The following is a 14,633-nucleotide window of genomic DNA, read 5'->3' as shown; positions in this document are numbered from 1 at the left end:
CTACTCACATTCTATGGGCATCCGCAAGGGCCCTATGAAGTAGGTAACACTTCGGGTCATTCGAACGCGACACGCCGTCCAGACACACATTTTGTCGTTTAACCCGGGATTGCCGCTGTCCCATGGGCCGCCCCACGCCCCACAGCCCTCTCCCCCACTCGCGCCGGTGGACGTCGCACCCGCCGAGTGTGCGCGCACGGGGCGCATGAAAACACCCCGCGCCCGGCCCAGCGAGTTTTGACTCGCCCAGGCAGGGACGCGGGGTGGCACAACCGTGGTGCAGCCTCTGGGCTTAGAGGCTCTGGCGGGAGTTGTTGATGTCGTCGTCGGTGACGGTCACTTCCGCAGCAATCGGCACGATGGTCGGCACGACCATCGGCTTGCGACGCCACTTCTGCTCGACGTAGCGGCCCACCACGCGGCGCAGCTTCTGTGCCATACGGTAGACCTCGTTTTCGCCTTCGGCAGCCAGGTCCATCATGGTGTTGTACACCAGCTCGCGCACCTCCGGCATCATGGCCTTCGCGTCTTCGGAGAAGCCGCGGGCCTGCACGGCCGGGACCTCGAGGACGCGGCCGGTGCGGTTGTCGATGACAGCGGTAACGGAAATGAGGCCGCCCTCGCCCATGGAGGTACGGTCCGCCAGGACCTCGGAGTCGATATCACCCATGGTGACGCCGTCGACGTAGAGGTTACCGACGCTGATCTGGCCGACGACCTGTGCGCGGCCGCCGTCGAGGTCGACGACCACACCGTTCTGCGCGAGCACGACGCGATCACGCTCGACTCCGGTGGAGATCGCCAGTTCCTTGTTGGCGCGCAGGTGGCGCCACTCGCCGTGCACCGGCATGGCGTTGCGCGGGCGGACCGCGTTGTACAGGAACAGCAGCTCGCCGGCGTAGCCGTGGCCGGAGGTGTGCACCTTCGCGTCGCGGCCGGTGACCACGGTGGCGCCGATCTGGGCCAGCATGTTGATAACGCCGAAGACGGCTTCCTCGTTGCCGGGCACCAGGGAGGACGACAGGATGATGAGGTCACCATCGCGGACGGTGATCTGGCGGTGCTCCCGGCGGGCCATACGAGACAGTGCCGCCATCGGCTCGCCCTGGGTACCCGTGGTCACGAGCAGCACCTTGTGCGGGGCCAGCTTCGCAGCCTCGTCCATGGTGATGATAGTGCCGCGGGGTGCCTTGAGGTAGCCGAGACGCTCCGCGATTTCCATGTTGCGGATCATCGAGCGGCCGTTGAAGGCCACCTTGCGCCCGGAGGCCACGGCAGCATCCACGGCGGCCTGCACGCGGTAGACGTTGGAGGCGAAAGACGCGAGGATCACGCGCTGCTTCGCGTCACCAACGAGACGCTTGAGGGTGGGGCCGATCTCCGCCTCGGAACCGGACACGCCCGGGGTGGTGGCGTTCGTCGAGTCGCACAGGAACAGGTCCACGCCCTCGTCGCCGAAGCGGGACAGCGCCGGCAGGTCGGTCGGGCGACCGTCGGTCGGGGTCTGGTCGAGCTTGATATCGCCGGTGTGCACCACGAGACCCGCGCCGGTCTTGATGGCAATGCCGAGGCAGTCGGGGATGGAGTGATTGACGGCGAAGAAGCGGATGTCGAAGGGGCCGCGCTTCTCGTGCGAGTCCTCGTTGACCTCGATGAGCTTCGGGCGCTGGCGGTGCTCCTGGCACTTGGCCGCGATGAGCGCGCACGTGAAACGGGAGGCGATGATCGGGATGTCCGGGCGCAGCTTCAGCAGCCACGGAATCGCACCGATGTGGTCCTCGTGGCCGTGGGTGACGACCAGGGCCTCAATCTTGTCGAGGCGGTCCTCAATGTAGGAGAAATCGGGCAGGATGAGGTCGACGCCCGGTTCGCCGGAGGACGGGAACAGCACACCGCAGTCCACGAGCAGCAGTTTGTTGTGGTACTCGAAGACCGTCATGTTGCGGCCGATTTCGGAAATACCGCCCAGGGCGACAATGCGCAGGCCGTCGCGGGGGGCCTTCGGCGGCTCCGGGAGGCGCTGCGTCAGATCGGCGCCCTGCATGGACTTAATGCGACGACCGTGGCCGCGGCGGTTGTTGCCACCGCCCTGGCCGTTGCCGCCCTTGCCGGAGTTGCGGTTGGTGTTATCGCCGGCCGAGTTCTGGGAGTTGGAGTTGTTCTTGGCGCCGCCGGTGCGGCGGCTGCGACGCTTCGCGCTGGTGTTCTTCTGCTCGTCGCCGGTGCGGCTGTCGCCGCGGCCGCGACGCTGGTCGCGGGAGTCGTTCCCACCGCCGGTGGTCTCGGCCACCGGCTCAGGAGCCTGGAATTCTACGGGCTGCGGTGCCCCCGCGGCGCGGGAGCTTTTGCGGGAACGGGTACGGGGTTCTGTCATCTGTGAAGGACTCCAGCCTTTTCTAAGTCTTGGGTGAGTGCAATATTTTGGGTGTCGTCTGCGGCGATCTGCGGCAGACGGGGCGCACCGACAGGCATTCCCTGCAGCGCGAGTGCGGCTTTCGCCATCGACACGCCACCGAGGCGGGCTTGGGCCTGCCACAGCGGGGCGAGCTGCGCATGAATCGTGCGCGCGTCGGCCAGGTTGCCGGCAGTCACTGCATCGTGCAGTGCGCGCAGCTGCGCGGGCGCGGCATGGCCGATGACGGAGATGAAACCCTTGGCGCCAATCGCCATCCAGGGCAAGTTCAAAGGATCATCACCCGAATACCAATCCAGGCCGGTCTCCTCGATCAGAGGGGCAGCGGCCGCCAAGTCGCCTTTCGCATCCTTGACTGCGGTGATGTTCTCATGGGTGGCCAGACGTCGAATGGTATCAGATTCCAAGGCCACGCCACTACGCCCCGGAATGTCGTAGAGACAAATCTCCAGGTCCGTGGCGTCGGCGACGGCCATAAAGTGACGATAGATACCCTCTTGCGGGGGCTTCGAGTAGTAGGGCACCACGACGAGCAAACCGTCGGCACCGGCGGCCTGGGAGGCGCGGGCCAACTCAAGGGAGGCCGCCGTGTCGTAGGAGCCTGCGCCGGCAATGAGCGTGGCGTCCGTGCCGATTTCTTCCCGCACAGCCTCGAGCAGAGCGATCTTTTCCGCGGTGGTCGTCGTCGGCGACTCGCCCGTCGTTCCCGCAAGCACGAGGGAGTCAACCCCCTGGTCGACCAGATGCCGGGCGAGCCGGCGGCCGGCGGCAAGATCCAGAGCACCACTGGAATCGAACGGGGTGACCATCGCGACCGACACGGTGCCGAAAGTCAGCCCGGTGGACGCGTGCGTGCGGGAAGGGGTCTCACTCATGGTTGTCTACGTTACCGTCTTCACCCGCCGCCGCGCCGCACCCACCTCGTGGTCGTGGCGTAGCAATCTCCCCCACGCGACACCCCGACACACCCCCACCCATCCCACACAGTGAGAGTCGTATGCCACATGCTGGGCGGATGGTGGGGTGTGCGGGCCGGGGCAGCGGGGAGGACACCCCCACACCGCACCACGTGACGCCACACACCCTCCCGGCGCCCACACCACTCACCGGCAGCGCCCACCGAGAGCACAGCGGTGACCTTAGAAGTCCAACACGTACGGCGACGTCGCCATCTCACTGCCATCGGCAAGAGTGGAGATCACAAAGTCCCCAAACACCGCCGGGGCGACCTCCTGCAGCAGCTTCAGGCACTCCACCGCCACGGTGCGGATCTCCACATCGGCGTGCTCCGTGGCACGCATCCCGATGAAGTGCCGCCACGCCCGGTAGTTCCCGGTGACGACGATGCGGGACTCGGTGGCGTTCGGCAGGATCGCCCGGGCCGCCTGACGGGCCTGCTTCCGCCGCAACAGCGCGTTCGGCTCGTCCTCGTACTTGGCCTCGAGCGCGTCCAACAACTCCTGGTACGCAAATCGGGTGTCGTCCACCGCCTGCTCGAACAGTCGCAGCAGCGCCTCATCCTGACGAATCGCCGGCGGGATGACGACGTTCGTGTCCTCCGAATGCACGAAACGCTGCGAGAGCTGACTGAAGCTGAAATGCCGGTGGCGCACCAACTCCTGGGTGGCGGCCCGCGAAATACCCGTGAGGTACATCGTCGCCGAGGCGTGCTCCAGCAGCGCAAGATGACCGACCTCCATGATGTGGTGGATGTAGGCCTCATTGCTCGCGGTGCGGGGGTTCGGCTTGTGGAACGTCTCGTAGCACGCCCGGCCGGCGAACTCGATCAACGCTTGCCCACCGGTGGCATCCGTGCTGAAGTCCACCGTCGGCGGGGTGTGAAACTCCGTGGCCGCCACCAGCTGGACTTGAAGATCAACGTGCTGCGACACGGCTAGATGTCCAGGTAGTGCTCGAGGCCCACCGTGAGTCCCGGGTGGGCGGCCACCTCACGCACGCCGACGAGAACGCCCGGCACGAAGCTGGTGCGGTCGTAGGAGTCCTGCACGATCGTCAGGCTCTGCCCCTGGGCGCCGAAAATGACCTTCTCGTGGGCGACCATGCCGGTCATACGGACCGCGTGCACCGGGATGCCATCGACCGACGCGCCGCGGGCACCGGGCAGGGACTGCTCGGTGGCGTCCGGCTGCTCCCCCAGCCCCGCCGCAGCACGTGCGGCCGCAATCCCCTGCGCGGTGTGGATCGCGGTACCCGAGGGTGCATCCAACTTGTTCGGGTGGTGCAGCTCGATGACCTCGGCGGAGTCAAAGAAGCGGGCGGCTTGGCTGGCGAACACCATCGTCAGCACCGCAGAAATCGCAAAGTTCGGGGCGATGAGCACACCGACCTCGTGGCCCTCCTCACGGGCGGCCTCCACCCACTGCTCGACCTGCGCCAGGCGCTGCTCGTCAAAGCCGGTGGTGCCGACAACGCAGTGGATGCCGTGGGCAATGCAGAACTGCAGGTTGTCCATGACGACGCCGGGCTGCGTGAAATCGACGATGACCTGCGCACCGGTGTCGACGAGCGTCTGCAGGCTGTCGTCGCGATCGATCTGGGCCACCAGCTCCATGCCTTCGGCGGCGCGCACGCCCTCGCACACGGCGGTGCCGACGCGGCCGCCGGCACCGATAACGCCGACCTTGATCTGTTGTGCCATGGTGTGTGAAGTCTCTTTTCTGCCAGACAGCGTAGAAGGGGTGTGAAGAGGGGAAGGATGCGGGCATCGCACCCGCCCCACCTACCCTAGCGAACCGCACCCCACACGACGTGCGCCCCGCAACCCACACTCCACGCACAGGCGGTGGGGTGGGCTGCGGGGCGCACGCACGAAGCAATAGCGGGTGCCTTCGGCTGCGCCTCATTGAGGCGTAGCCAAAGGCCCGATGCGACTTAGTCCTCTTCGGGAACCAGGGAGATCTTGCCGCGGTTGTCGATCTCGGCGATGGTGACGCGGATCTTGTCGCCGACGTTGACGACGTCTTCGACCTTGTTGACCCGCTGGCCGCCACCCAGCTTGGAGATGTGCACCAGGCCGTCACGGCCCGGCAGCAGGGACACGAACGCACCGAAGGCAGTCGTCTTGACGACGGTGCCGAGGAAACGCTCGCCCACCTTCGGCAGCTGCGGGTTCGCAATGGCGTTGATGCGCTCGATCGCGTCCTTGACGGCCACGCCGTTGGTAGAGGCCACGGAGACCACGCCGTCGTCGGCGATGGAGATCTTCGCGCCGGTCTCGTCCTGAATGGCGTTGATGTTCTTGCCCTTCGGGCCGATGACCTCACCGATCTTCGACACCGGGATGGTGACGGTGGTGATCTTCGGCGCGTAGGGGGACTGCTCCTGCGGCACGCAGTTTTCATCCATGTAGTCCAGGATGTGGTGGCGTGCGGCCCGGGCCTGCTTGAGTGCGGCGGCGAGCACGTCGGAGGGGATGCCGTCGAGCTTGGTATCGAGCTGCAGGGCGGTGACGATCTCACGGGTGCCGGCAACCTTGAAGTCCATGTCGCCGAAGGCGTCCTCCGCACCGAGGATGTCGGTGAGGGTGACGTAGCGGGTCTCCCCGTCAACCTCCTGGGACACCAGGCCCATGGCGATACCCGCCACGGGGGCCTTGAGCGGCACACCCGCGTCGTAGAGGCTCAGGGTCGAGGCACACACGGAGCCCATGGAGGTCGAGCCGTTGGAGCCCAGCGCCTCAGACACCTGGCGGATGGTGTACGGGAAGTCTTCCTTGCTCGGCAGCACCGGCACCACGGCACGCTCCGCGAGGGCACCGTGGCCGATCTCGCGGCGCTTCGGGGAGCCCACACGACCGGTCTCGCCGGTGGAGTACGGCGGGAAGTTGTAGTGGTGGATATAGCGCTTGTGGTCGACCGGGGACAGGGAATCGATCTGCTGCTCCATGTCGGGCATGTCCAGGGTGGTCACGCCCAGGATCTGGGTCTCGCCACGCTCGAACAGGGCCGAACCGTGCGCGCGGGGCAGCAGGTGCACCGCCACGTCGAGGCGACGGATCTCATCGACCTTGCGGCCGTCGATGCGGAACCCGTCGGTGACGATGCGGTGGCGCACCACAGCCTTCGCGACCGCGTTGTAGGCGGCGGCGATCTGGCCGGCAGCGGACTCGTCCTCAGCGAACTCGGCCCCCTCCTCGGTGAGAGCTGCCTGCACCTCGGCCTGGTGCGCGGCGATCGCCTCGTCGCGCTCCTGCTTATCGGCGATGGTCATGAGCTTCTCAATGGTGGCCTTCGCCTCATCCTCGACGGCGGCGTAGATCTCATCGCTGTACGCCGGGAAGGTCGGGAACTCCTGAGTCTGCTTGCCGGCCTCCTGCTTGAGCAGGTTCTGGGCCTTGCACAGGGCGGCGATGATCGGCTTCGCGGCCTCCAGACCCTCCGCCACGATCTCCTCGCTCGGCGCCGGGGCGCCATCGGCAACACGGTCGACGACGGACTCCGTCGCGCCGGCCTCCACCATCATGATGGCGACATCTTCGGTCTTCTTGCGGCCCTTCTTCGTCTCCACGAGACGACCGGCGACCACGATCTCGAACAGGGCATCCTTGTGCTGGGTGTGGGTCGGGAACGCCACCCACTGGCCCTTCGGGTGTGCCTCATCGACGACGAGCGCCATGCGCACGCCACCGACAGCACCAGACACCGGCAGGCCGGACAGCTGGGTCGCTGCAGAGGCCGCGTTGATGGCGACCACGTCGTAGTAGTCTTCCGGGTTCATCGACATCACAGTGATGACGACCTGCACCTCGTTGCGCAGACCCTTGACGAAGGTCGGGCGCAGCGGGCGGTCAATGAGGCGGCAGGCGAGAATCGCCTCGGTGGAGGGGCGGCCCTCGCGGCGGAAGAAGGAACCGGGGATCCGGCCGGCGGCGTACATCCGCTCTTCCACGTCCACGGTCAGCGGGAAGAAATCAAAACCTTCACGCGGCTTGGACGATGCGGTCGTCGTTGCCAGCATCATCGTCTCTTCGTCCAGCGCGGCGGTCACAGAACCGTCAGCCTGCTTGGCCAGCAAACCCGTCTCGAAGGTGATGGTCCGCTTGCCGAAGTCACCGTTGTCGATGACCGCAGTGGCCAGGGTGGTCTCGAAGTCCTCGTCGTACTCCACGGCCACGGTGTGTTTCACGTCGCTCATTCGCGCGTTTCTCCTTATGTATTTTTGCTGCGCGTGACGATCATCGGTGTCGTCGGGCGTCTCCTGCCAGCGCAGCACTGCGCCTCACAGTATCACCGCACGCCACCTGGCGCACCCCGCCATCGACCAAGGTCACCGCCAACACACCCTGCGCGGGCACGCACACCACCACCCCAGCACCCACCCGCAGCGCTGCGCCGGGCACCCGCAGCCGCAGCCTCCCCGCCGTGCGGCACACCCTGCCGCCCCGACAGGCGCCGGGCCCTGTGACCTGGGCGCGACGCCGCCTGCCACCACCAGCATCGGATAGCATGACTGCCCATGACTACACCGCACCACGACCAGGCTCTCGCCGCCACACCGGCCCGCGGCCGGGCCGCCCACATCACCAAGCTTGCCGTGCCGATGCTGCTCATAGCGGTCGGATGCACAGTCGCCGGTGGATTCTTCGGCTCCTGGAACCGCTCCCCTGCCTTCGGTTGGGGTGCGGCCGCCCTCTACTTCGACATCGTCATCTGGTGGGCGATTTCCCACATGGATGCCGCAGCGACCCGACGCCACGCCCTCGAAGAACAGCCGCCCCAGTGGCTGCGCGTCGCCTTCATCAACATCGCCACCCTGGCGTCCCTCGTCACCGTTGCGATCCTCATGATCGACGGCAACAAGGCCCACGGCACCGAGCGCGCCCTCATGGCGGTCGCCGCCATGGTCGTCGTGTTCGCCTCGTGGATGCTCATCCACACCGTGTTCACCCTGCGGGTGGCGGCGCTGTACTACTCCCGCACCCCCGCCTCCGGCATCGACTTCAACGAGGACGACGATCCCCGCTACCTCGATTTTGCGTACATGACGTTCTCGGTGGGCATGACCTACCAGGTGGCCGACACGTCGATCACAGCGAAGGATATCCGCGCGACCACCTTCATTCAGTCCTGGTACGCGTTCCTCTTCGGCACGTTCATCACCGCCAGCACCATCAACCTGGCCATGGCACTGCTCTAACGCTCCTCCCCGCCACCACGGGGTGCAGCTCCCAAGGGAGAGCCCCCGGGGAGAGACCCGGCGTTCACCGCGACGCAGCACCCCGCCCCACAGACGACAAACACCGCCTCGCACGTGTGCGAGGCGGTGTTCGTGTCATCACCCCAGCCGTTCCCTCACGGGGAGCAGAACTGGATGGGTGATGGTGCGCTGTGGACGATTGTCCTTAGCGGCGCAGGCCCAGGCGGGCGATGAGGTTACGGTAACGCTCAACGTCGTTCTCGGCGAGGTACTTCAGCAGGCCCTTGCGGCGACCGACGAGCAGCAGCAGACCACGACGGGAGTGGTGGTCGTGCTTGTGGAACTTCAGGTGCTCGGTGAGCTCGCGGATGCGGGTGGTCAGCAGAGCGACCTGAGCCTCCGGGGAGCCGGTGTCACCCTCGTGCAGGCCGTACTCGGCCAGAATCTGCTTCTTCTGCTCAGTAGACAGAGCCATGTGAGTTCTCCTTGAAAGAACGTATTTCAGTCCACATGATGATTCGCCCCGCGGGAAACCCGCGGGTGTGGCGCACTGCTGTGGACCGCAGTGACAACCGCTCAAGAATGCCAAAGGCCCGCGCCGTGTGTCAACCCGTCACGGCGGGGCCGGTGTGGCCTGTGTGATTACTCGCCGGGGGCGTTGTCCGCGTGCGCTACGGGGTGCGGTGCCGGAGTGCCGAGGATCTCCCGGCTGCGGGCAACGTCACGAGCCATGGCCTGCAGCAGGTCATCGACGCCGGTGAACTTCTCCATCCCCCGGAGGCGGGCGACGAATTCGACGGTGACTTCCCTGTCGTAGAGGTCCGCCTCACGGTCCAGGACGAAGGCCTCCACGGAGCGGCGCTCATCGCCGAAGGTGGGGTTCGTGCCCACGGAAACCGCCGTGGGGTACCGCACGCCGGGAATCATGTCGCCGGTCGGTTCCCCGCCCTCCACGGTGAACCAGCCGCAATACACCCCATCGGCGGGGATGGCGACAGCCTCGGGGAAGTACAGGTTGGCCGTCGGGTAGCCCAGCTCCCGGCCACCGCGCCCCGCGCCGCGGCACACGCAGCCGCGCACCGAAAAAGGACGGCCCAAGATGTGGGCCGCGTGGCCCACATCGCCAGCACGCAGGTGGCCGCGCGTCACCGACGAGGACAAGACGGTGCCGTCCTCGGCGAGGAGTTCCACCACATCAACCTCGAAACCGTAAACCTCCCCCAGCTCCCGGAGGGTGGCGGTCGTACCAGCCGCCTTGTGGCCGAAGGTGAAGTTCTCCCCCACCGCCACGGCGCGGGCGTGCAGCACATCCACGAGGATCGCTTGGGCGAACTCTTCCGGGCTCATCGCAGCGAGCTCCGCATCAAAACGCATCGCTACCACCGCATCGATGCCGAGGGCTGCGGCGCGCTCCGCGCGCTCAGCAAACGTCGACAGCATCGGCGGCACCGCCTCGGGGCGCACCACCGACAGCGGGTGCGGCTCGAAGGTCACCATGACGGCCGGCAGGCCGAGCTCACGGGCCCGGGCGATCGCCGTGCGGATCAGTTTTTGGTGCCCACGGTGAATGCCGTCGAACATGCCGATGGTGACCACACTGCCGCCCACGAGGGGGCCGCCGGCGGGGTCACGACGCTGACTGTCTTCGAGGTCTTGCAGGCTGTGCCAAATCTCCACCGCGCTTACTTTACCGCCTAGTGTGAGAGGCATGACTTTTGGCCCGGAGACGCAGCACCAAGCCACCGACACCCCACCCGCCACTGCGGCAGCAGACCCGTGGGCCACCTCCGGGGTGGTGGTCGTCGACAAACCAGCGGGGATGACCAGCCACGACGTCGTCGCCCGCCTGCGGCGCATCTTCCACACCCGCAAGGTCGGTCACGCCGGCACCCTCGACCCCATGGCTACCGGGGTGCTGGTCGCCGGCGTGGAACGGGGCACGAAGTTCCTGGCCCACATGGTTGCCTCCGACAAGACCTACGACACCGTCATCCGCCTCGGCGCGGCAACCACCACCGATGACGCCGAAGGCGTCCCCACCGCGATCCCCGGAGCCACCGGCATCAGCGATGAGGCGATCGCCGCTGAAGTGGCGGCATTGACCGGTGAGATCCTGCAGCGCCCTTCCTCGGTGAGCGCGATCAAGATTGATGGCCGCCGCGCCCACGAACTCGTCCGCGCAGGCGTCGACGTCGACATTCCCGCCCGCCCGGTCACCATCTTCACCTTCGAGGTCTCCGACATCACCCGCCACCGGGTTCCCCGTGACACACTCGGCACCTCCCCGGCGGCGAAGGCCGCCGCCCAGCCGCCGCGGATCAGCAAGAAGGCCCGCAAACAAGCGGCCGCCGACGGGGTCGACCCGCTGACCGCCCACCACGCCCGCATCGCCGCAGAACAGCAGGCCTACGAGGACCTCCTCGGGGCGGACCCGTCCGCACTCGTCGACGTCATCGACATCACCGCCCGGGTGCGGTGCTCCTCCGGCACCTACATCCGCTCCCTGGGGCGCGACATGGGTGACGCACTCGGCACCGGCGGCCACCTCATCGCGCTCCGCCGCGTCACCGTCGGCCCCTACACCATGGACCACGCCCGCACCCTCGAGGACCTGGAGAACAACCCGACATTGAGCCTCAGCCTGGATGAGGCACTGACCACCGGCTTCCCCACGCTCACGGTGACGGCAGCGGAGGCCGCCAGCCTCGCCCAAGGCCAGTGGTTGCCCGCCCGGGGTGTGCGCGGCGTGCACGCCGCCATCGGCCCCGACGGGCGTGCCGTGGCCCTGGTGAAAGAATCCGGCCGCCGGCTGGCCACCACCTTCGTCGCCCGCCCCTCCACCCTGTAGGCCCCACCGCCCGGACCCGGCAGCTGCTACATCTGGCTGTACTCCCCCTCAAGCCATCACCGGCACCCGGCTGCCACCCGGCGCGCCTGGCCAGGCTCTCACGGCGACCACGGGGGTGTCTTAGTCGTGCAGGAGGACCAGGCCGAAGCGTGTGACCGGGACGTCCACGGTGGAGGAGAACGTCACGGCCGCGTCCTCTGGCATGCCGGCGTGGGCGATGCCGACCGCGTCGGCTACGTCGTTGTCGGACTGGTAGACCCACACCGGCCCGCCGGAGTCCCCGTTGTCGCGGATGGCGTGGTGGCGGAAAGCGTAGTCGGCGTGCAGTGAGTCGTAGTCCCCGCAGGACAGTCCACTGCGCCAGCCGAGTCCGCAGACGTAACCGCCGGTGCGGTCGAGTGCGGCCAGTGTTTGGAAGTCGCGCATGGTGATGTGGACTGGCGGATCGTAGGTATCGGGGGCGACGAACATTTCGATCAGTGCCCAGTCTTCGCCGGTGTCATTGTTGTACACGGACTCGACGAATTCGCCGACGACCATTTTCTTTCCTTGGCTGTCGACGATGGTGACTTCCATGCCGGGGGTGCCGCAGTGCCCGGCGGTGAGGTTGAAGATCCGACCGCTGTTGTCTTTGAGCCCGGCGAACCAGCCGAAGGAGCACAGGCTTTTCTCGGTGGCGTATTTCGCTCCGGGGACGATGCGGCCGGTGTCGGTGAGGAAGCGGTAGTCGGAGCTGTTGCGGTAGACGCGTTTGCGTTGCTCAGGCGCGGGGTGTGTGCCGCGGCGGTCGGCGGGGCGTTGCCGGTCGTCGTCGGGCGTGTGCCTGCGGGTGGGTTGCGCGGGCGCTGTGGGGGTGTGCCGCGCGCGGGTGGGGGCGGTCGTCGTGTGGGCGGCTTCTCGCCCGCGGCGTCCGGTGGAGGTGTCCGCGTCGGAGGGCGGTTGGATGGGCCGTTGCGTGGGTGCGGTGCGCGTGGCTGCGGGCGCGCTTGCGTGCTGGTCTTCCAAATCGATGACGCAGCCACTCGCCCCTGCCAGCAGCATGCAGCCCAGTGCGGCCATCAGGCCGCGGGTGGCGCGCCGTGTGCGTCGTGTGTGGATCATCTCCCCGCCTTTTGTCCTCAGTCGTGGGCTGAGTCCGCCGCCCGGGGACCGCGTGTGCCTGGTGGCGACGCCTGCGACCGTCACGTTCATGGCCCCCGAGTGCGGCGACTGGGGTCTATGGCGGCGGTCGCGGGGTCACGCGCTGGGTACGCCCGGTGTGTGGGCACTGCTCCCCCGAGGACGACTCCCCTGTGTACACAGTGTGCGCGCCGCTGTGTGACGGATGCCTTCCGCTGTTGCTCGGCGCGCACGGTGGAAATCTCATCAGCTATCGTAGGCGAACCGAGTCGATGGTGGGGCGTAGTTGGGAGAATTTTTTTCTCCGATTCTCTCCCCTCCACGCCCCGCCCATGAGCCCCTGCGTCAAGCACCGGTACGCGCCGCAGGGCACCCTGCTTCGGGTACCCGGGGCACGGAGTCGCTCGTTGCCGACTGTCGTGTAAAACTCCCCTGGGGTGCTCTCCACAGCGTCTGGCACGCGGCGACGCGGCGGCTGGGGAACCAGCAGCTTTTACGTCACCGCGGTGGTGGCGATGATGTAGCGGTCGTGGATCGTCCACCGGCCCGTGATGAACGGCACCGGGGTCGGCCGGACCAGCAGGTAGCTGATGAAGGTGCCGTCGAGGCGGAGATCCACTTCTGCCTGCTCAAATCCCAGCCAGCGGTGCGTGAGCGGGAACCACGCCTTGTAGGTGGCTTCTTTCGCGCAGAACAGCAATTTGTCGGCGTGCTGGATTCCGGCGTCGGCGAACTCGTCCAACTGCGGCAGTTCACTGTCGCGGGCGATGGAGGAAATCACCCCGGGTGGCAGCGCGTCATCGGGTTCGGCGTCAAGCCCCATGCTGCGCACCAGCAGCCGGGGTGCGGCGACGGCGGCGCGGAACCCTTCCGTGTGGGTGAGTGACCCGGACACGCTGGACGGCCACAGGGGCATGCCGCGCTCCCCGCGCAGGATTGGGGCCCCGCTATCGCGGCCGAGTTCTTTCAGCGCCTGGTGGGCGCACCACCGGGCATCACCAAATTCGGCTTTCCGCACATCGACGGCGTGCGCGACGAGTGCCTGCTCCAGGGGGTGCAGGCCATGGAAGTGGGTGAGATCCACCGGGGCGCCCGGCGGGCGGGTCACACAGTGAAAGCGCGCCGACGGGGGAAACAGGGAGGCATCCAACATCAGCGGCTACTTCCCTTCCTCGGTGAGAACCTTCACCGGCCACGGCTCATCGGTGTAGCGTTCCCACTCCCGCGGGTAGCCCAGTGAGACCTCCGTGTGGGGCACCCCATCGATGATCATCTCCCCACGCATGTGAAGGTGCCCGTAGATCACCCGCTGGGCGTGGTAGCGCTGCGGCCAGGTCCGGGTGTGGCGGGAACCGCACCACAAGGCCAGTTCCTGCAACCGCATCTTCGACACGGGTTCGAAGGCGAGCGGCCAGTGGTTGACCAGAATCGTCGGCCCCTGCACCTTCGACAGGCGCTTGACGCTGTAGGCCAGGCGGTCCCAGCACCAGGCGCGCACATCAACGAAGGGGGCGATGGCGAACTGGTCAGTCATGACGACCTGCCGGTCGTGGGCGACCTGCACGGCCTGTTCCACCGTGAGACCAGCGGGGCGGAAACTGTAGTCGTACAAGGTGAACAGCGGCACAATGGTCACCCCGCCGAACACCGGATAGGGGTCCTCCGGGGTGAGCACCCCAATGTTGCGGCAGCCGCGCACCAGCTCGTCGTACTTCGCGCGCCCGACGTAGCGGTCCCCGCTGCGGCAGAACAGTTCGTGGTTCCCCGGTACCCAGATCACTCGCGCGTAGCGCTCCGCCAGGGTCCGCAGGACGGTGAGCACAGTCTCGGTGCGCTCGGCAACGTCCCCGGCGACAATCAACCAGTCGGCGGGGTGCTGCGGAACGAGACGGGCGATCGGATCGGCGTTTTTCGCCACAGCGGCGTGCAGATCGGACACCGCCCAGAGCGTGCGTGTCATGGGGACATTATGGCCGACGGGACGGCTACGGCGGATATCGGGCACGCGCCCCCACACCGAGCTATCAGCCTGTTGGCAGGAAACGCTGCCTTCGGGTGCGCCCGGCGCGGATCGCGGATGGGGTGCCGCGCACAGCG

At 67.1% G+C, this 14,633-nt stretch carries 12 protein-coding genes; 2 read left to right on the top strand and 10 right to left on the bottom strand.

The genetic code is table 11. From position 1 onward, the window contains the following. Positions 1-292: 292 nt before the first annotated feature. From C1Y63_RS00810 to C1Y63_RS00790, 5 genes are all read right to left on the bottom strand, one after another. A complete protein-coding gene (locus tag C1Y63_RS00810; RefSeq protein ID WP_106014557.1) occupies positions 293-2,374 on the bottom strand; it encodes a ribonuclease J in 2,082 nt (693 codons plus the stop codon). Then, a complete protein-coding gene (gene dapA / locus C1Y63_RS00805; RefSeq protein ID WP_106014556.1) occupies positions 2,371-3,288 on the bottom strand; it encodes a 4-hydroxy-tetrahydrodipicolinate synthase in 918 nt (305 codons plus the stop codon). The genes C1Y63_RS00810 and dapA overlap by 4 nt, the downstream gene beginning before the upstream one ends. Before the next feature lie 264 nt (positions 3,289-3,552). Continuing rightward, positions 3,553-4,305 (bottom strand): FAD-dependent thymidylate synthase, encoded by a 753-nt coding sequence (gene thyX / locus C1Y63_RS00800; RefSeq protein WP_106014555.1) that lies wholly within the window; start codon positions 4,303-4,305, stop codon positions 3,553-3,555. 2 nt (positions 4,306-4,307) lie between these two features. After that, a complete protein-coding gene (dapB, locus tag C1Y63_RS00795) occupies positions 4,308-5,072 on the bottom strand; it encodes a 4-hydroxy-tetrahydrodipicolinate reductase (protein ID WP_106014554.1) in 765 nt (254 codons plus the stop codon). A 233-nt stretch (positions 5,073-5,305) separates the two neighbouring features. After that, entirely contained in the window at positions 5,306-7,567 is a 2,262-nt protein-coding gene (locus C1Y63_RS00790; protein WP_106014553.1) for a polyribonucleotide nucleotidyltransferase, read from the bottom strand. A gap of 321 nt (positions 7,568-7,888) precedes the next feature. Between C1Y63_RS00790 and C1Y63_RS00785 the strand changes: the two genes are divergently transcribed. Further along, complete coding sequence (locus C1Y63_RS00785; RefSeq protein ID WP_106014552.1) at positions 7,889-8,569, top strand: DUF1345 domain-containing protein; 681 nt, start codon at positions 7,889-7,891, stop codon at positions 8,567-8,569. Positions 8,570-8,774: 205 nt separating this feature from the next. Here C1Y63_RS00785 and rpsO read toward each other — a convergent pair whose 3' ends face one another. Beyond that, entirely contained in the window at positions 8,775-9,044 is a 270-nt protein-coding gene (gene rpsO / locus C1Y63_RS00780; RefSeq protein WP_106014551.1) for a 30S ribosomal protein S15, read from the bottom strand. Between the two features lie 167 nt (positions 9,045-9,211). Continuing rightward, positions 9,212-10,279 carry a bifunctional riboflavin kinase/FAD synthetase gene (locus tag C1Y63_RS00775; RefSeq protein ID WP_106014550.1) on the bottom strand — a complete coding sequence of 356 codons (1,068 nt, stop codon included), beginning with the start codon at positions 10,277-10,279 and terminating at the stop codon, positions 9,212-9,214. 109 nt (positions 10,280-10,388) lie between these two features. Between C1Y63_RS00775 and C1Y63_RS12905 the strand changes: the two genes are divergently transcribed. After that, positions 10,389-11,417 carry a tRNA pseudouridine(55) synthase TruB gene (locus C1Y63_RS12905; protein ID WP_233195510.1) on the top strand — a complete coding sequence of 343 codons (1,029 nt, stop codon included), beginning with the start codon at positions 10,389-10,391 and terminating at the stop codon, positions 11,415-11,417. Positions 11,418-11,537: 120 nt separating this feature from the next. On the opposite strand, the gene C1Y63_RS00760 is transcribed toward C1Y63_RS12905, so the two are convergent. The 3 genes from C1Y63_RS00760 to C1Y63_RS00750 form a co-directional block, all read right to left on the bottom strand. Further along, positions 11,538-12,518, bottom strand: coding sequence for a hypothetical protein (locus tag C1Y63_RS00760; RefSeq protein ID WP_106014549.1), 981 nt, complete (start codon positions 12,516-12,518; stop codon positions 11,538-11,540). Between the two features lie 511 nt (positions 12,519-13,029). Beyond that, complete coding sequence (locus C1Y63_RS00755; protein WP_106014548.1) at positions 13,030-13,689, bottom strand: 4'-phosphopantetheinyl transferase; 660 nt, start codon at positions 13,687-13,689, stop codon at positions 13,030-13,032. 6 nt (positions 13,690-13,695) lie between these two features. Continuing rightward, positions 13,696-14,496, bottom strand: a complete 801-nt coding sequence (locus tag C1Y63_RS00750; RefSeq protein WP_106014547.1) for a metallophosphoesterase — start codon at positions 14,494-14,496, stop codon at positions 13,696-13,698. Positions 14,497-14,633: the final 137 nt, after the last annotated feature.

The organism is Corynebacterium sp. 13CS0277, from assembly GCF_002994655.1.
GTDB lineage: Bacteria > Actinomycetota > Actinomycetes > Mycobacteriales > Mycobacteriaceae > Corynebacterium.
Note: the sequence above shows the minus strand (reverse complement) of the source record. Positions and strands in the feature narration are given on the sequence as shown.

Coding starts and splice junctions, on each gene's coding strand:
- C1Y63_RS00810 (WP_106014557.1), bottom strand. CDS start 2,374: ATGACAGAACCCCGTACCCGTTCCCGCAAAAGCTCCCGCGCCGCGGGG.
- dapA (WP_106014556.1), bottom strand. CDS start 3,288: ATGAGTGAGACCCCTTCCCGCACGCACGCGTCCACCGGGCTGACTTTC.
- dapB (WP_106014554.1), bottom strand. CDS start 5,072: ATGGCACAACAGATCAAGGTCGGCGTTATCGGTGCCGGCGGCCGCGTC.
- C1Y63_RS00790 (WP_106014553.1), bottom strand. CDS start 7,567: ATGAGCGACGTGAAACACACCGTGGCCGTGGAGTACGACGAGGACTTC.
- C1Y63_RS00785 (WP_106014552.1), top strand. CDS start 7,889: ATGACTACACCGCACCACGACCAGGCTCTCGCCGCCACACCGGCCCGC.
- rpsO (WP_106014551.1), bottom strand. CDS start 9,044: ATGGCTCTGTCTACTGAGCAGAAGAAGCAGATTCTGGCCGAGTACGGC.
- C1Y63_RS00775 (WP_106014550.1), bottom strand. CDS start 10,279: ATGCCTCTCACACTAGGCGGTAAAGTAAGCGCGGTGGAGATTTGGCAC.
- C1Y63_RS12905 (WP_233195510.1), top strand. CDS start 10,389: ATGACCAGCCACGACGTCGTCGCCCGCCTGCGGCGCATCTTCCACACC.
- C1Y63_RS00760 (WP_106014549.1), bottom strand. CDS start 12,518: ATGATCCACACACGACGCACACGGCGCGCCACCCGCGGCCTGATGGCC.
- C1Y63_RS00755 (WP_106014548.1), bottom strand. CDS start 13,689: ATGTTGGATGCCTCCCTGTTTCCCCCGTCGGCGCGCTTTCACTGTGTG.
- C1Y63_RS00750 (WP_106014547.1), bottom strand. CDS start 14,496: ATGACACGCACGCTCTGGGCGGTGTCCGATCTGCACGCCGCTGTGGCG.